We start from the raw sequence: 16,287 nt of genomic DNA on the forward strand, positions 1-16,287 counted from the left end.
ATGACCGGAATCAACAGATTCTTCAAGCCCCGATTCTAGCGGGACTTCAAATTGCTCAATACCAGGTACGCAACCTGGAGAAACCGGATGTCTACTGACGATGCCGCACGCCTGCTGATCGCCGACGACGATCCGAACCTGCTGGCCGCCTACGTACTCTTTTTCAGCGCGCATGGATTCGACATTCGAACCGCGCGCAACGGCCTCGACGCACTCGCGCACTATTGTGAGTGGCACCCCGGGGCCGCACTGCTCGACGTCGAAATGCCGCGTCTCGACGGACGTGCGGTCGCGCGGCGCATCCGGCGCGTGGCCGACACGCCGCCGCCCATGCTGGTCGCCGTAACGGGGCTCGCGCGCGCCGAGGACCGGACCGAGTCGTTGCGTTCCGGCTTCAACCATCATTTCGTCAAGCCCGTGCCAATGCCGGTAATCCTCGCGGCGCTGACCGGGCGTGGCCGTCATTAGAGGCTTGAGCGGCATGAGTGGGAATTGCGGGCAAGCGCAGAAATTGCGTGCCCCGGTTGAACTCCGTTTAATCGCCAAAGGCCAATTCAGCTTCCACTTCCTGGCCGACCCGCAGCCACGCCCCGGCTCCCCGCGCGACGACGGCATTGTTGCCGAACGTCAGTGCACCGTTTCGCTGCGGATTCACCCGATAGGTGCTCAGCGTGTCGGTGGGTTCGTTCGGCCAGTCCGGGTCGGGCGCGCCCTTGGCCTGATCGACAGTCGGCATCGGACAGCGTGAGCACAGCTTGACCAGTTGCAACTGCACGTCCTGCCCCTGCGTGCCGTCGACATTCAGACTCTCGATATAGTCTTCCTCGTACGCCTCGAGCCCCGTCAGGACGACGTTGGGGCGAAACCGGTCAATCGGAATCGACGGAGCGCCCTTGCTGTTCAGGCGCACATTCAGATCGTCGAGCGAGGCCTGACCGATGACCAGCAGCGGAAAGCCGTCGGCAAAATACGTGGTGGCGCCGCCAACGCTGCTCGTGTACTCCGGATCGACAATCCGTTCGCGCTCGGGATTGAAGCGCAGAAGCCGCGCCGGCACGCCGAGGAACGCTGAAAACCATGCAGCGCTTGCTTCGCCGGTGTCGAGTCCGTAGACCGCGTCGCGCCAGACCACGGTTTGCACTTTTGGCGCGGCGCCGAGCGCGGCGGCGTCGAGCGGCGTGCGCAACACGCTCATGCCCGGCGCGCGGATCAGGAGTTCGTGCTGGCCGATCTCGACCGTGATCAGCGCGAGGCGCGGATACGCGCGCTGCGTGAGCATCGTGCCGTCAGGGTCGGTGACCATCCAGTACCGATCGTATTCGAGGCCCGTGGCGAGCAGACGCGCTTCATTGAGCGCAATGCCGGCGCAGGATTTGATTGGGTAGACGAAAAGCTCGCTGATAGTAGGCATGCTGTTCAGGCGTGGGGCGACACGCGTTTTTTTGTGTTGATGCGCGATTGTAGAGCTTGTAAAGCGTCGGCACACGCCACAGCGCGGATCACTCCCAGCCCTCCAGCCGCAATGTTGCACGCACGAGCCGCTGCTCTTCCTGTTCGATTTCCCGTAGGTTCGCGCAGACGCTGGCGATATGATCGGCCGCCGCCTTGCGCGCCTGTTCGGGCAGCTTGCCGGTCACGGCGTTGTAGAGCCGCGCATGCTGACGATCGATCACGCGCTTTTGCGCCTCGCGGTGATAGAGATTGTTCACCGACGCAAACACCGAACTCAATAACAGGTCGGTCAGCGAACTCAAGGTATGCACCAGCACCGGGTTGTGCGAGGCCTCGCAAATCGCGAGGTGAAACGCATGATCGAGCCGCGCGTGGGTGGACGCGCTGGTCTCCTTGCCATGCGCCGCGAGCATCTCCTCATAGCGGCGCGTGATCAGCACGAAGTCCGCGGGCGTGCCGCGCAATGCCGCGAGGCGCGCGGATTCCGCCTCGAGCAACGCACGTACCTCGAACAGATCGTACAAGGTGCGCGGCTGCGAACCGAGCAGATGCATCAGCGGCGTGAGCGCGGGTTGCGCGGTGAGGCTGGCGACGAATGAACCTTTGCCGTGCGAAGTCTCGATGATGCCGCGTGCCCGCAAAAGCTTCAGCCCTTCGCGCAACGCGGTGCGCGACACGCCGAGCTTGTCCGTCAGACGCCGCTCGGAGGGTAGCGCCTGCCCTGTTTTCAGCACGCCGTCGACGATCAATCGTTCGATCCGCTCGGCCACCACGTCCGCGACTTGCCGCGAGCTATCCTGATCCGCTGTCTGCATTTCAATTCCAACTGGTATGACCATCCTGAAATGCTAACACGCGGAAATCTTGCCTGTTCGCTCTATCAGCCACTCATAAACCGATTTGCCGCGCCTGCCATGAAACTTCCCATTCAAAAACTGGTACGACCACCTGTCCAGACCGTCGACAGCCAGTCCCGCAGCCGCAACAATTCAGCCTGAAACATGTTCGCGCACCGTGTCCACGGGCATGACCGCCAGGTTGGCGCGGCACCAGGAGACCCCCACATGAGCTACCACTACGACGAGCGCATCGACGGCGCGCTCGCGACGCACGACAAATCCGCGGTTGTCGCGCAGTTGCAGGCGCGGATCCCCGACTTGCAGATTCTCTACGAGCAGGAAGATTTGCGTCCGTTCGAATGCGACGGCCTCGCCGCCTATCGCGCGACGCCCATGCTGGTCGCGCTGCCCGACAAGGTCGAACAGGTCGCGGCGCTGCTGAAATTCGCCAGCGCGCAGAAGATTCCCGTGGTTGCGCGCGGCGCCGGGACCGGTTTGTCGGGCGGCGCGTTGCCGTTGGACAAAGGCATTTTGCTGGTGATGGCGCGCTTTAACCGGATTCTCGAAGTCGACCCCGAGGCCGGCATCGCCCGTGTGCAACCCGGCGTGCGCAACCTCGCGGTCTCGCAAGCGGCCGCGCCCTATGGCCTGTATTACGCACCGGACCCGTCGTCGCAGATCGCCTGCTCGATCGGCGGCAACGTCGCGGAAAACGCCGGCGGCGTGCATTGCCTGAAGTACGGGTTGACCGTCAATAACATCCTGAAGCTCGAGATTCTCACGATCGACGGCGAGCGCATCACACTCGGCTCGGAGGCGCTGGACGCACCCGGTTTCGATTTCCTCGCGCTTTTCACGGGTTCGGAGGGCATGCTCGGCATCGTCACCGAAGTCACCGTGAAGCTGCTCACCAAACCGCAAAGCGCGAAGGTGCTGCTCGCCAGTTTCGACGACGTCGAGAAAGCGGGCGCCGCGGTCGCACAGATCATCGGCGCGGGCGTGATCCCCGGCGGCCTCGAAATGATGGACAACCTCGCGATCCGGGCCGCGGAAGACTTCATCCACGCCGGCTACCCGGTCGATGCCGAAGCGATCCTGCTGTGCGAAGTCGACGGCGTGGAAAGCGACGTGCAGGAAGACGTGGAACGGGTCGAAGCGCTGCTGCGCGCGGCGGGCGCCACCGATATCCGGCTTGCCAGAGACGAAGCCGAACGCCAGCGTTTCTGGGCCGGCCGCAAGAATGCGTTCCCGGCCGTGGGCCGCATCTCGCCGGACTACTACTGCATGGACGGCACGATTCCGCGCCGCGAATTGCCGCGCGTGCTCAAAAGCATCGAGGAGCTGTCGAACGAATATGGCTTGCGTGTGGCCAACGTCTTCCATGCCGGCGACGGCAACATGCACCCGCTGATCCTGTTCGATGCGAACGCGCCCGGCGAGACCGAACGCGCCGAAGCCCTCGGCGCGAAGATCCTCGAACTGTGCGTGGCGGTGGGCGGCAGCATCACCGGCGAACACGGCGTGGGCCGCGAAAAGATCAATCAGATGTGCGCGCAGTTCAATAGTGACGAACTGAGTTTTTTCCATGCGCTGAAAGCCGCTTTCGATCCGGACGGCCTCCTGAACCCCGGCAAGAACGTGCCGACCTTACATCGCTGCGCCGAGTTCGGCTCGATGCACGTCCACCACGGCGCACTGCCCTTTCCTGAACTGGAGCGTTTCTGATGCTGATCGAACCGGTATCGATGGACGATAGCGAACGGCTCGTCGCCGAAATCTCGCAAGCACGAGCAGACGGTACACCGCTGAAGATTCGCGGCGGCAACAGCAAGGCCTTTCTCGGCCGCCCGGTGCACGGCACGCCGATCGACACGCGCTCGCATCGCGGCGTGCTCAGCTACGATCCGACTGAGCTCGTCATCACCGCGCGCGCGGGCACGCCGGTCGCCGAACTGAACGCGGTGCTCGACGCGGCCGGTCAGATGCTGCCCTGCGAGCCGCCGGCTTTCGACGGCACGGCTACGGTCGGCGGGATGGTTGCGGCCGGCCTCGCCGGTCCACGCCGCCCGTGGTCCGGTTCGGTGCGCGACTTCGTGCTGGGTTGCCGGGTCATCACCGGCGAAGCAAAGCATCTGCGCTTCGGCGGCGAGGTGATGAAAAACGTCGCGGGTTACGATGTTTCACGTCTGCTGGCCGGCAGTTTCGGATGCCTCGGTCTGATCACCGAGGTGTCGCTCAAGGTACTGCCCAAACCACGCGCGCTCGGCAGTCTCGCGCTCGATCTCTCCGCGGACGAAGCGTTGCGTGAATTGTCGGCGTGGCGCCGCGCCGCGTTGCCGATCAGCGGCGCCGCTCACGTCGACGGGCGCCTGCATGTGCGGCTCGAAGGCGGCGCGGGATCGGTGGCCTCGGCGCTGGACCGCATTGGCGGCCGCGAACTCGATTCACGCTTCTGGGACGACTTGCGCGAGCATCGTCTGGCGTTTTTCGACGACCCGCGCCCGTTGTGGCGCCTCTCACTGCCGAATGCGGCGCCCCTCGTCCGCTTGCCCGGCGACACGCTGCTCGACTGGGCCGGCGCGCAACGCTGGCTCAAAAGCGATGCGCCGGCCGTCACGATCCGCCAGATCGCACATGCCGCAGGCGGTCACGCGACCTGCTTCACGCCGCGCGTGGACGCGGAGCCGTTTACGCCGCTGCCGCAAGCGCTACTGCGCTTTCATCAGCAGTTGAAGCAGCAACTCGACCCGCGCGGCCTCTTCAACCCCGGCCGTCTGTATGCCGGGCTGTGAGGCCCGGCCCATGAGCCTCGGCTCGTGAGCCTCGACCAGTGAAGCCCTGAAAGCGAACGACACCATGCAAACCAATCTCAGCGAAGCCGCCAAAACCCTGTCTCGCGCCGACGAAGCCGAACAGATTCTGCGCTCGTGCGTGCATTGCGGCTTCTGCAACGCGACCTGCCCCACCTATCAGTTGCTCGGCAATGAGCTCGATGGCCCGCGCGGCCGTATCTATCTGATCAAACAGATGCTGGAAGGCGAGCCGGTCACGCAGAAAACCCAGTTGCACCTGGACCGCTGCCTGACGTGCCGCAACTGCGAAACCACCTGCCCATCGGGTGTGACCTACCATGCGCTACTGGACATCGGCCGCGCCGAACTGGAGCGGCGAATTGTTCGGCCCGCCTCGGAACGCCTGCTGCGCGAGGGTTTGCGCCGGATAATCCCGCATCCGGCGGTGTTCGGCGCGCTGCTTAAGACCGGCCAGGCCATGCGGCCGTTTCTTCCGGCCGCGCTTGGACGTAAAATCCCCAAGCGAGGCGCTCGGCCAGATGCTGGGACGGAACCGAGGCCGGCGTCGCGGCATCCGCGCAAAATGCTGATGCTGGAAGGCTGCGTGCAACCCGCGCTGTCACCGAACACCAACGCGGCCGCCGCGCGCGTGCTGGACCGGCTGGGCATCAGTATCGTGAATGCCCGCCGGGCTGGCTGTTGCGGGGCGACCGATTATCATCTGAACGCGCAGGAAGCCGGCCTTGCGCGGGCACGGCGCAATATCGACGCGTGGTGGCCCGCTATCGAGGCCGGCGCCGAAGCGATCGTGCAAACCGCGAGCGGCTGCGGCGCGTTCGTCAAGGAGTATGGGCATCTGCTGCGCCACGACCCTCGCTATGCGTCAAAAGCGCAGCGGGTCAGCGAGCTGACGCGAGACCTCGTGGAGGTATTGGCTAACGAGCCGCTCGATCAGCTACAGGCGAATCAATTGCCGGCCGGGTCGGCAACCGGGTTGTCAGATCAGGCGCGGCAGAAAATCGCGTTTCACTGCCCCTGTACGCTGCAGCATGCGCAGAAGCTGGGCGGCGCGGTCGAGTCGGTCCTGCAACGGCTCGGTTTCGATCTCGCCGCCGTGCCCGATGCCCATCTGTGCTGCGGATCGGCGGGCACGTATTCCATCACCCAGCCAGAGCTTGCAGAACGGTTACGCAACAACAAGCTCGATGCACTGGAAAGCGGCAAACCGGAGATGATCGTCACGGCCAACATCGGTTGCCAGACCCATCTGAACGGCGCCGGGCGCACTCCGGTGCGTCACTGGATAGAACTTGTAGAAGCATCCCTACCATAAACGAAACAGGAAATTCATTATGCTGAGCAAACCCGTGTTGACTGTTGCCGAAACGACCCGAATCCTCGAAGCCGCCCGCGCGGAGGCCGAGAAGAACCAGTGGGCCGTCGCTATCGTGGTGGTGGACGATGGCGGCCATCAACTCGGCATGCTGCGTCTGGACGGCAGCGCGCCGGCCAGCTCGTACATCGCGACGGAAAAGGCTCGCACGTCGGCGATCGGCCGCCGTGAAACCAAGGTGTATGAAGACATGATCAACAATGGCCGCACGGCATTCCTGAGTGCGCCGTTGCAAGGTACGCTGGAAGGCGGCGTGCCAGTGATCGTCGACGGCCAGGTGGTCGGCGCGGTCGGCGTATCGGGCGTCAAGTCGGATCAGGACGCGCAAATCGCCAAGGCGGGTATTCAAGCGATCGCCGCTTAAGTTCGAGATCCGTTCGGATTCGTTCAAAGCGGCATCAATAAAAGCAGGAAGCACAACACGGACCGGTGCCCCCACATCGGTCCCATTCAAGGATGGAGCAGTCGATGACTCAGATGAACCCGCGCGGTGGACTGCAAGTCGCCGCCAACCTCGACCAGTTCGTCGAAACCGAAGCCCTGCCCGGCACCGGACTCGACAGCGCCGCATTCTGGTCAGGTTTCGACGCCCTCGTGCACGAGCTGGCGCCCAGGAACCGTGCGCTGCTCGCCGAGCGCGACCGCCTGCAAACCGAACTCGACACCTGGCACCGTGCCAATCCGGGTCCGGTACGCGATCTGCGCGCGTACCGCGCCTTCCTCGAAGGCATTGGCTACATCGTGCCGTCGCCGGCGAGCGTCAAAGCCACGACCGACCACGTGGACACCGAAATCGCCGAACAGGCCGGCCCCCAACTCGTGGTGCCGCTGTCGAACCAGCGCTATGCGCTCAACGCCGCCAACGCACGCTGGGGCAGCCTGTACGACGCGCTGTACGGCACCGATGCGATCCCCGAGAGCAATGGCGCGGAAAAGCAGAAGGCTTTCAATCCGGTGCGCGGCGCCGCGGTGATCGCTTATGCGCGCAAGTTTCTCGATCAGGCCGCCCCGCTCGCGAACGGCTCGCACGCCGACGCCACGTCGTATAGCGTCGAAGACGGCAAGCTGGTCGTCACGCTGAAGAGCGGCAAGACCGAATTGAAAACGCCCGCGCAATTCATCGGCTATCAAGGCGATGCAAGCGCGCCGTCCGCCGTGTTGCTGAAGCATAACGGCCTGCACTTCGAAATCCAGATCGACGCGAACGATTCGATCGGCAAGACCGATTCGGCGCACGTGAAAGACGTGCTGGTCGAAGCCGCGGTGAGCACCATCATCGACTGCGAAGACTCGGTTGCAGCCGTGGATGCGGACGACAAGGTCCAGCTCTATCGTAACTGGCTCGGCCTGATGACCGGCGATCTGACGGAAGAAGTCACGAAGGGCGGCAAGACCTTCACGCGCCGTCTGAACGCCGATCGGGTGTACACCGCCGCGAACGGCACAGCGCCGGTCGTGCTGCACGGCCGCTCGCTGCTGTTTATCCGCAACGTCGGTCATTTGATGACGAATCCGGCCGTGCTGACCAAAGACGGCCAGGAGATTCCGGAAGGCATTCTCGACGCCGTCATCACCACGCTGTGCGCGTTGCACGACCGCAAGCACCAGTTGAATTCGCGCACCGGCTCGATCTATATCGTGAAGCCGAAAATGCACGGCCCGGCCGAAGTCGCCTTCGCGAGCGAACTGTTCGCGCGCGTCGAAGACCTGCTGAAGCTGCCGCGCAACACGATCAAGATGGGCATCATGGACGAGGAGCGCCGCACCAGCGTCAACCTGCTCGCCTGTATCGGCGAAGCGTCCGAGCGTGTCGCGTTCATCAATACGGGTTTCCTCGACCGCACAGGCGATGAAATGCACACGGCGATGGAAGCCGGCCCGATGATGCGCAAGGGCGACATGAAATCGAGCGCATGGATTGCCGCGTACGAGCGCAGCAACGTGCTGGTCGGTTTGAGCGCGGGCCTGCGCGGCCGCTCGCAGATCGGCAAGGGCATGTGGGCAATGCCCGACCTGATGCACGCGATGCTCGAACAGAAGATCGCGCATCCGAAGGCCGGCGCGAACACCGCATGGGTGCCCTCGCCGACCGCCGCGACGCTGCACGCGCTGCATTACCATCAAGTCGACGTGCAAGCGGTTCAGCAGGAACTCGAACGCACGGACTACGCGAGCGTGCGCGACGAACTGCTCGACGGCCTGCTGACGATTCCGGTCGTCGCCGAGGCAAAGTGGAACGCCGACGAGATCCGCAGCGAACTCGATAACAACGTGCAGGGCATTCTCGGCTACGTGGTGCGCTGGATCGATCAGGGCGTGGGCTGCTCGAAGGTGCCGGATATTCACAACGTCGGTTTGATGGAAGACCGTGCCACGTTGCGCATCTCCAGCCAGCACATCGCGAACTGGTTGTATCACGGCGTGGTGACGCGTGAACTGGTCGAAGAAACTTTCAGACGCATGGCGAAGGTAGTCGACGAGCAGAACGCGGGCGATCCGCAGTACAAACCGATGGCGCCCGGCTTCGACACGCTGGCGTTCAAGGCCGCGCAGGCGCTGGTGTTCGAAGGACGTCAACAGCCGAGCGGCTATACGGAACCGTTGCTGCATAAGTTCCGCCTGGAAGTGAAGAAGGCGCAGTAAAGCGTTTTTGGGCGTGGTCTGGATCCGCAGTTCGATTTTTGCACCTGACGGATCCCGGGCGCGAAACAAGCCGGAAAGAAAGACGGGCGCCGCGTGATGCGGCGCCCGTTTTAATTTGCGCGATCATGCTGCGCGGTGCTGCTGCGTGAAACAGTTGCGGCGCTTGAGCCAGGCCTCTTACACCTTAGGCCTTTTGCATCTTAAGCCGCTTCAGCCGTGTACTGTGCAGGCACGCTGGTCTGCATATTCGCCTGCATGTAAGTTTGCAGATACGCTTCGAAATCCGCCTTCACTTCCGGATGACGCAGCGCGAATTCCACGGTCGCCTTCAGATAGCCGAGCTTGCTGCCGCAATCGAAGCGCGTGCCGAAGTAGCGATAGGCGAGCACCTGTTCTTCGGTCAGCAACGATTGCACCGCGTCGGTCAATTGCAGCTCGCCGCCGGCACCCGGCTTGAGCGCACGGATATGCTTGAAGATGGTCGGCATCAGCACGTAGCGGCCCACCACGCCGAGATTCGAGGGTGCCTTGTCCGGCGCTGGTTTTTCGACGATGCCCGACAGCTTGATCACGTTGTCTTCCCATTCCTTGCCATCCACGACACCGTACGAGCGGCTGTCTTCGCGCGCGATGGTTTCGACACCGATCACCGAGCTGTGATAGTGATTGAATGTGTCGACGAGCTGGCTCATGACCGGCTTCGTGCTGTGCAGCAGGTCATCCGCCAGAATCACAGCGAACGGGCTCTCGCCCACCAGTTTTTCGGCGCACAGCACCGCGTGCCCCAAACCGAGCGCCTCGGCCTGACGCACATAAAAGCAGTCCACATTAGCCGGCTTGATGCTGCGCACGAGGTCGAGCAGCTTCTGTTTGTTGCGCGCTTCAAGTTCCGCTTCGATCTCGTAGGATTTATCGAAGTGGTCTTCGATGGCGCGTTTGCTGCGGCCCGTCACGAAGATCATTTCGGTGATGCCGGCGGCAATCGCCTCTTCAACCGCGTACTGGATCAGCGGCTTGTCGACGATCGGCAGCATTTCCTTCGGGCTTGCTTTGGTTGCCGGCAGGAATCGTGTCCCGAGGCCCGCTACGGGAAACACGGCTTTGGTCACTTTCAGCATGGTAGGTATTCCCACATCGGTTAGAAATTAGTGTGCTCGCGGGCCTGGCGGCCACTCGATGTCGCTGAAATGGCTAACAAAAAAATCAATCCATTTCATTTGCTATTTTTTCCGCTTCGCCTAAATAAATCGATTTATTTTTCGAAATTGCGGATCGCCGGGCGATTCAGAAAAATTTACGTATTCAAAACGGATTATTTTTCGAAAACTCCGAAAAATTTACTTTTCCGCGCTCCGGCGTGCCGGGCGATCCGGCCCCGGAACGGCGCCGGGCGCGGTGAACGGCGTTGACCGTTCAGGTTCTACTCACTCATTCTCGTCGAGTTGTGGCAGCTTGCCCGGATTGATGCGAAAGCGGCGAATCGGTTCGTTGCGCAGCGCCTCCCGGTACGCGGAGGCGGCGACGAGGATCAGCAGCACGGCAATGCCGGCGAGTAAATGCAGGTTCATGACTTCACCCCCAGGTCAGAGAATCCGTCATTTAAATTAGCACGAAAAAATCGGCAAATAATTCGCCGTAGCAAATGCTTATGGGCAATTACAATTCGTCACAAAATCGCCATTTGATTTCCATCTGATGTCATTTGATACGCAATTTTTTATCGATTTTTTGCCTCCGCGGTGCACTAGCATGTGATGCATCGCGGGCGCGTACGGTGCGTCCGGGAATAAGCTTTTTCCTTCTTCAGAATAAGGACCGCGTATGAGCGACCCTGCACTGGATGCCGCCGGCTCATCCCTGCCCCTCTCCCCATCACAGCCGGCCGCCACGCTGCGCGCCCGCAGCGACGCGCGCGCCGACAGCGCCGGCAAGGAACATGTGATCGACGCAATGCGGGGCTTTGCCGCGCTTCTGGTCGCGTATTTCCATTGCCGCCAGGTCGAATGGGTCGGTATGCAGGCGTTTCACCAGAGCGTCGGCCATTCATTCAATCTGAGTACGATTACAGCTTATCTGACGTTTCCGATTGCGTGGGGCTCGGCCGGTGTGCCGATTTTCTTCGTGATCAGCGGTTACTGCATTCATCGCGGCGGCGCATTGCGCCTCGCAAAAAATCCCGACTACCGGCTCGACGCGGCCAATTTCTGGGTGCGCCGTTTCGCGCGGATTTATCCGGTGCTGCTTGCTGCCTTGGTACTGACGCTCGCACTCGACTGGGTCAGCTTGCAGTTGCCGCCGGTCAGTCACAAGATTCGCGAGATCGGTCTGCAGGCGTTTCTGGTCAACCTGTTTTCGCTGCAGGGCGTGGCCGGCAAGACCTATGGGTCGAACGGCGCACTCTGGACGTTGTCGCTCGAAGTGCAGTTCTATGCGATCTACCCGTTGCTATTCGCGCTGCGCCGGCGTTTGGGCATGACCTCGGTGCTGGCGATTGTCGCGGTGATTAACGGGGTGTCCGCTTATGTGCTCGAGCGTCACGATATCCAGTTCTTCACGTCGTACTGGTTCTCCTGGATGCTTGGCGCGTGGATTGCCGATGTGAAGGTCCGCACGGCGCCCGAGGTACGTTCGTCTGCGTGGCTTTATGTGCTGGCTGTTGCGTTCATTGCGCTTGGCTGTGTGGCGTTTCACTTCGGCCAATACGGCGCGTTCCAGTTCTGGGCGCTCGGCTTCGCGTTCTATCTGTATAAGGCGCTGGAACGCCCACAGAGCGCCGCGGCCGATTCAGCAGGCATGCGTCTCCTGTCGCGCTTTGGCGATTTCAGCTTCTCGCTGTATCTGATCCATCTGCCGATCTTCGTGCTGCTGTCGTCGATCCTGTTCCGCTCGTCGCTGCAAATGTCGATCTGGCCGTCGTTCGGATACATGCTGGTCGCTGTGCCGGTGGCTTACGTGTTCTACCGGCTGGTTGAATTGCCGGCGATGAAGTGGTCGGCAAGCTTCAAGCCGCGATGAGAAGGATGTGTTGCAGGCTTTTTTACGCGAGGGTGATCGTCGATGTTTAGCGGGGAGATCAGCGGCTTGCAAGATGCACCGTCATCGAGAAGTCCTCCCGGCGTCGCTTTTGCGAGGCCGAACGGATCTCTGGACTGAACCGGATTCCCGCCCGTCATCGAACGGTCTATCACCATCCAGGAATCCTGGCGCTAACAGAAACCGGCACGCCTGCCCTTCCATATGCGCAAGGAGCCGGCCACCTTTTCCGTGGATGAAGCTCTCCGGACGGTGGATCGAAACGGCCGGCTTTGAGCCTGAACAGCACGTGCGTATCACCGTCGAACACCAGAAACTCATCACTACACCGCTTTAAATGCAGAAGGGCCGCTCGCGCGGCCCTTCTGCCACGTCACGGATGCTTGGCAATGGCCAGAACCCTAGCCGCTCGACGCATCGTTGACGATCCGGAATATCTCATCCCTGTCGTCTATGACGCTTTCATCGCCCGAGAACTGAGACATCTCCAGTCTTCCGTCGTTAAATACATCAATCTCTATCCGCTTGCCGGGCAACGTCAAAGAAACCAACACCGAGTCTATGCGGTGCCTACTTAAGCTGTAGTACAGCCGCCGACTATCGAGCTCTTCCAATAAGTCGTACAGCGCGTGGGTCATAGCGCCTCCATCAAGTTCACTTTCTGAACCGGCTATCGTTCAAGAGCTTCCAAGCTGTCTTGGCATCACGATCTCCGTTGCGCGACAACGCTTTTATCTCGTCCAAGGTCATGCCCAGATACTGCCCTGGGAAAACGCGCCGCACACTCGCTTGGCACTGGCTAGAAATAATCTCATCAGCAGTCGGTGTCGTAGCCAGACCAAACGGATCGACGTTTTGAACCGGATTGCCGCCCACATAAGCATACGCGTTCGTCTGCCCACTCGCGTAGCCGATCGGGTCCTCACTGATGAACCTGCCCGTTGCGGGGTGGTAGTACCGGTTCCGATAGAAATACAACCCCGTCCCGTCATTCTCCCGCCCGGTGTACTGCTGCGGGTTCGCATCCGCTGCGCCACTCAGCGTCGTCTGTCCGTAAGGCTCATAGCGGTACTGCGTGACGATGTTCTGCCCCGCATTGGTCAGCGCGATCACGTTGTTGTTCGCGTCGCGCAGCACGTAGCGGTCGGTTGCCGGATCATCACCAATGCGCCGCATCAGCAATTCGTCCGGCGCACCCCCGACGAACAGCGGGAACTGCTGCAGCCGGTGCGACCAGTCGTCGTCCGTGTTCGCAAGCGCCAGATCGTCGCCCACGTTCAGGTAGTCCGTCGTCCTGCTGCCGTTCGCGATCGTCCGCTTGCGGCGCCCCAGCACGTCGTACTGGTACTGGATGCTGCTGCCGTCCGCGCTGTCGATCTGACTGAACTCGCCAGTCACGCCCCAGCCGTAGCGATTCACACCGTCGCCGGTGAGGCTGCCGTTCGCGTCATAGGTGAACGTCTTTCCCGCCCAGCGCGTGAGTTGGTTCGCGCCGTTGTACTGCGCGTCAGCGACCGGTTGCGGCAGTGCTGTCTTCGCGAGCGAGCCGCCCATGCCGGTCCGGCGGCCGGCCGCATCATAGGTGTACGTCAGTGTGCCAATCGTTGTGCCGTCGCTCCTGCCGTATGTGATCCCGGTCAGCTGGCTGGCGGCGTCCCACGTGTAGCCAATCGCAATGCCATTGCCCAGCGTCGCCTTCGACCGGCGGCCCAGCGCGTCGTAGACAAAGGTAAAGGTCTTCGGCGCTTCATCGTTCAGGGTGTACTGTGCCTGCGTGATCCGGTGTTCCGCGTCGCGCATGTAGTCCACTGTCGCGTCGTTCAGCACCACACGCGTCAGGTCGCGGCTGTCCGGGGCATATCCAAACTGCTGTGTCTGGTGCCCCGGCAGATTGGGGAACACGGACACGCCCGCCACCTTGCCACTGACCGGATCGCGTTTAACCATCAGCACCGCAGCGTTGTCCGTGAAGTACGGATCTTTCCAGGCACTCTGCGACGTGATCTGGAATTTCCCGGTCACCGTGTCCCAGCCGTAGCTCTGGGTGCGCATCGGCCGATCCCCGGCTGGTGGCGTCAACGCCCTGCGCGCGAGGCGGCCCGCCGCGTCATACGTGTATCTGCTGAGTTGCCCCTTGCGGTCGGTCACGCTGGCCAGTTGCCCCGCACTGGTCCACGTGTACGTCTCACTGCGGCCCAGCGGATCGGTTTTACTCACCGGACGGCCGATGGCGTTATAGGTGTAGCGCGTGGTCACGCCCTTCGGGTCGCTCTGGCTGAGCAGGTGCCCGTTACGGTCCCACGTGAAGCGGGTCACGCCGTTCAGTGCATCGGTGATATCGGTCGTGCGGTCCAGCGCGTCGAGGGTGCGCTTCGTTCTGTTGCCCAGTGGGTCCTGCACCGCCGTCACACGGCCTGCCGCATCCGTCGTGTACTGCGTGGTGCGGTTCAGCGGGTCGGTGACAGCCGTCAGGTCGCCGCCGGTATAGGTGTAACGTGTGACGCCTTTCAAGGCATCGGTCACCGTCAGGACGCGACCCTGCGCGTCGACCGCGAAACTCGTGCGGTTGCCCACGCGGTCGGTGACCGTCAGCAGGTTGCCCTTCGCGTCGTACATGTAGACGGTAGCGACGCCCCGCTGCGGATCGCCCGCCTCCGCGTCCGTCAGGACCTGGCTGTAGCTGTCATGGGTGCGCGTGTGCAGCGTGCCGTACTGATCGGCCTCACTGATGCGATTGCCGTTCGTGTCGTAGCCATAGGTGTACTGGCGATCGCCTGCCGTCAGGTTCGTCACCCGGCCCGTCGCGTCGTACGTGAAGGTCTGCACCTGCTGCGCGGTGTCACCCAGCGGATACGTGTTGCGCGCCACCCGTCCGTTTGCGTCAAACTCCACGCGGCGGATGCTGCCGCGCCGGTCGGTCACGTCGGTCTGCGTGGCCTTGCCGCCGCCCAGCGTGTAGGCGAACGCAAAGGTACTGCCATCCGCGAGTTTCTGGGCAATGACCCGATCGTTGCCGTCATAGGTGCTGGCGACCTGGAGGTTGCCCTCGGGGTCGGTGATGACTGCAAGGCGTGAGTTGCTGTCCCAGCCGTATTTCCAGATGCCGCCGGCTGCGTCGCTCACCTGAACCAGACGGTCCGCGCTGTCGTACGTGTAGCTCACCTGGCGGCCCAGCGGGTCGGTCACACGGGAAATGAGCGGCGTGCCGCGCGCCCCCACGATCGACGTGAACGTCAGCGTGCGGCCATTGGGGCCACTCACGCTGGTGATCGCACCCGTACTGCTGTCACGGGCAATCACGACCGCATTCCCGTTGCGGTCCTCGAGACGGCTCAGGCGGTACACGCCGCCGATCGACGTAAAGCGCTGGATGCGGCCATCGCGCAGCGTCAGCGTCAGGCCGGTCGTGCCGGCCGCATCGATGCGGGCGCGGTAGTACTCGCCGGGACTGGTCAGATCGTCCCAGCCCTTGCCGCCGCTGCCCGCGCGCGGCGTGAACGGCACGCGGATGCCGGAGGCCTGGCGCAGTTCGAGGCGCTGGCGGTCCGTGCTCATCGCCAGGATCGTGTCGAAGTTCAGGCCGCCGCCGACGCCGAACGCGCCCACCAGCGGCCGGCCGCTGCTGTCGTAAGCGCCGCTGCGGTAGGTGCGGGCAAGATCCAGCGGCAGCGTGTCGGCCACCGCCAGATCGTGGCGAAAGAAGTAGAACTGGCCGGTGTACAGGTTGACCGGTTCACCGCCCGACGTGCTGCTGCCGCACCCGGCAGTGGCGTCGGCCGCGCAGTTGTCCGGGTCGTCCGGCATGCTGCCCTCGGGCGAAACCGGTTCGGTCGTGTCGGTGGCCGACGGACCGCTGCAGTAGCTCGCGATCACCGACGGATCGCCACAGACGTAGCCGCCCATGCCGCCGAAGTCAGCCGCCGCGGCCTTGAGCGGGCACATCGGATCGGCGGGGTACGCGCCGGAAGCGGCGTAGCGGCTGGGACACTCGACCGCATGCGCGTGCGGCGTGACAAACCACGACAGCAGCACGAAGAAGAACAGCATCAACGGGCGCAGGAGGACCCGACGCGCCGTGAGGGCCTCGATAGTGTGCATAAGGATCTGGGAGAGGCGGGGAAGGAACCCGAAGGAA

General features: G+C 62.7%; 14 protein-coding genes. 8 read left to right on the forward strand and 6 right to left on the reverse strand.

What is annotated here, in order from left to right:
* Window positions 1-87: 87 nt before the first annotated feature.
* On the forward strand, window positions 88-468 hold the full coding sequence (locus tag HWX91_RS28560) for a response regulator (RefSeq protein ID WP_028196517.1): 381 nt from the start codon (window positions 88-90) through the stop codon (window positions 466-468).
* Between the two features lie 67 nt (window positions 469-535).
* On the opposite strand, the gene HWX91_RS28565 is transcribed toward HWX91_RS28560, so the two are convergent.
* Complete coding sequence (locus HWX91_RS28565; protein WP_028196518.1) at window positions 536-1,411, reverse strand: MOSC domain-containing protein; 876 nt, start codon at window positions 1,409-1,411, stop codon at window positions 536-538.
* 88 nt (window positions 1,412-1,499) lie between these two features.
* On the reverse strand, window positions 1,500-2,267 hold the full coding sequence (gene glcC, locus HWX91_RS28570) for a transcriptional regulator GlcC (protein ID WP_028196519.1): 768 nt from the start codon (window positions 2,265-2,267) through the stop codon (window positions 1,500-1,502).
* A 249-nt stretch (window positions 2,268-2,516) separates the two neighbouring features.
* Between glcC and glcD the strand changes: the two genes are divergently transcribed.
* The 5 genes from glcD (at window position 2,517) to HWX91_RS28595 (ending at window position 9,119) form a co-directional block, all read left to right on the forward strand.
* On the forward strand, window positions 2,517-4,016 hold the full coding sequence (glcD, locus tag HWX91_RS28575; protein WP_028196520.1) for a glycolate oxidase subunit GlcD: 1,500 nt from the start codon (window positions 2,517-2,519) through the stop codon (window positions 4,014-4,016).
* Window positions 4,016-5,083, forward strand: a complete 1,068-nt coding sequence (gene glcE / locus HWX91_RS28580; protein WP_028196521.1) for a glycolate oxidase subunit GlcE — start codon at window positions 4,016-4,018, stop codon at window positions 5,081-5,083. The genes glcD and glcE overlap by 1 nt, the downstream gene beginning before the upstream one ends.
* A 64-nt stretch (window positions 5,084-5,147) precedes the next feature.
* Window positions 5,148-6,416: a glycolate oxidase subunit GlcF gene (gene glcF / locus HWX91_RS28585; RefSeq protein ID WP_028196522.1), complete on the forward strand. Its 1,269-nt coding sequence runs from the start codon at window positions 5,148-5,150 to the stop codon at window positions 6,414-6,416.
* 19 nt (window positions 6,417-6,435) lie between these two features.
* Window positions 6,436-6,840 carry a heme-binding protein gene (locus tag HWX91_RS28590; RefSeq protein WP_028196523.1) on the forward strand — a complete coding sequence of 135 codons (405 nt, stop codon included), beginning with the start codon at window positions 6,436-6,438 and terminating at the stop codon, window positions 6,838-6,840.
* A 104-nt stretch (window positions 6,841-6,944) separates the two neighbouring features.
* Window positions 6,945-9,119: a malate synthase G gene (locus HWX91_RS28595; protein WP_028196524.1), complete on the forward strand. Its 2,175-nt coding sequence runs from the start codon at window positions 6,945-6,947 to the stop codon at window positions 9,117-9,119.
* A 200-nt stretch (window positions 9,120-9,319) separates the two neighbouring features.
* On the opposite strand, the gene galU is transcribed toward HWX91_RS28595, so the two are convergent.
* Both galU and HWX91_RS28605 read right to left on the reverse strand, forming a co-directional pair.
* Window positions 9,320-10,237, reverse strand: coding sequence for a UTP--glucose-1-phosphate uridylyltransferase GalU (gene galU, locus HWX91_RS28600; RefSeq protein WP_042274935.1), 918 nt, complete (start codon window positions 10,235-10,237; stop codon window positions 9,320-9,322).
* Window positions 10,238-10,543: 306 nt separating this feature from the next.
* On the reverse strand, window positions 10,544-10,687 hold the full coding sequence (locus tag HWX91_RS28605) for a hypothetical protein (protein WP_167346791.1): 144 nt from the start codon (window positions 10,685-10,687) through the stop codon (window positions 10,544-10,546).
* Window positions 10,688-10,940: 253 nt separating this feature from the next.
* Between HWX91_RS28605 and HWX91_RS28610 the strand changes: the two genes are divergently transcribed.
* Window positions 10,941-12,134, forward strand: coding sequence for an acyltransferase family protein (locus tag HWX91_RS28610; protein WP_028196525.1), 1,194 nt, complete (start codon window positions 10,941-10,943; stop codon window positions 12,132-12,134).
* 253 nt (window positions 12,135-12,387) lie between these two features.
* Entirely contained in the window at window positions 12,388-12,489 is a 102-nt protein-coding gene (locus tag HWX91_RS28615; protein ID WP_167346790.1) for a SymE family type I addiction module toxin, read from the forward strand.
* A gap of 64 nt (window positions 12,490-12,553) precedes the next feature.
* Here HWX91_RS28615 and HWX91_RS28620 read toward each other — a convergent pair whose 3' ends face one another.
* Window positions 12,554-12,790 (reverse strand): hypothetical protein, encoded by a 237-nt coding sequence (locus HWX91_RS28620; RefSeq protein WP_028196526.1) that lies wholly within the window; start codon window positions 12,788-12,790, stop codon window positions 12,554-12,556.
* 16 nt (window positions 12,791-12,806) lie between these two features.
* Window positions 12,807-16,250 (reverse strand): RHS repeat-associated core domain-containing protein, encoded by a 3,444-nt coding sequence (locus HWX91_RS28625; protein WP_081833055.1) that lies wholly within the window; start codon window positions 16,248-16,250, stop codon window positions 12,807-12,809.
* Window positions 16,251-16,287 lie beyond the last annotated feature (37 nt).

The sequence above is a fragment of the Paraburkholderia fungorum genome (assembly GCF_902833645.1).
GTDB lineage: Bacteria > Pseudomonadota > Gammaproteobacteria > Burkholderiales > Burkholderiaceae > Paraburkholderia > Paraburkholderia fungorum.

What these genes read in the sequence shown, in the direction of transcription:
- HWX91_RS28560 (WP_028196517.1), top strand. Translation starts at nt 88, where the DNA reads ATGTCTACTGACGATGCCGCACGCCTGCTGATCGCCGACGACGATCCG.
- HWX91_RS28565 (WP_028196518.1), bottom strand. Translation starts at nt 1,411, where the DNA reads ATGCCTACTATCAGCGAGCTTTTCGTCTACCCAATCAAATCCTGCGCC.
- glcC (WP_028196519.1), bottom strand. Translation starts at nt 2,267, where the DNA reads ATGCAGACAGCGGATCAGGATAGCTCGCGGCAAGTCGCGGACGTGGTG.
- glcD (WP_028196520.1), top strand. Translation starts at nt 2,517, where the DNA reads ATGAGCTACCACTACGACGAGCGCATCGACGGCGCGCTCGCGACGCAC.
- glcE (WP_028196521.1), top strand. Translation starts at nt 4,016, where the DNA reads ATGCTGATCGAACCGGTATCGATGGACGATAGCGAACGGCTCGTCGCC.
- glcF (WP_028196522.1), top strand. Translation starts at nt 5,148, where the DNA reads ATGCAAACCAATCTCAGCGAAGCCGCCAAAACCCTGTCTCGCGCCGAC.
- HWX91_RS28590 (WP_028196523.1), top strand. Translation starts at nt 6,436, where the DNA reads ATGCTGAGCAAACCCGTGTTGACTGTTGCCGAAACGACCCGAATCCTC.
- HWX91_RS28595 (WP_028196524.1), top strand. Translation starts at nt 6,945, where the DNA reads ATGACTCAGATGAACCCGCGCGGTGGACTGCAAGTCGCCGCCAACCTC.
- galU (WP_042274935.1), bottom strand. Translation starts at nt 10,237, where the DNA reads ATGCTGAAAGTGACCAAAGCCGTGTTTCCCGTAGCGGGCCTCGGGACA.
- HWX91_RS28605 (WP_167346791.1), bottom strand. Translation starts at nt 10,687, where the DNA reads ATGAACCTGCATTTACTCGCCGGCATTGCCGTGCTGCTGATCCTCGTC.
- HWX91_RS28610 (WP_028196525.1), top strand. Translation starts at nt 10,941, where the DNA reads ATGAGCGACCCTGCACTGGATGCCGCCGGCTCATCCCTGCCCCTCTCC.
- HWX91_RS28615 (WP_167346790.1), top strand. Translation starts at nt 12,388, where the DNA reads ATGAAGCTCTCCGGACGGTGGATCGAAACGGCCGGCTTTGAGCCTGAA.
- HWX91_RS28620 (WP_028196526.1), bottom strand. Translation starts at nt 12,790, where the DNA reads ATGACCCACGCGCTGTACGACTTATTGGAAGAGCTCGATAGTCGGCGG.
- HWX91_RS28625 (WP_081833055.1), bottom strand. Translation starts at nt 16,250, where the DNA reads ATGCACACTATCGAGGCCCTCACGGCGCGTCGGGTCCTCCTGCGCCCG.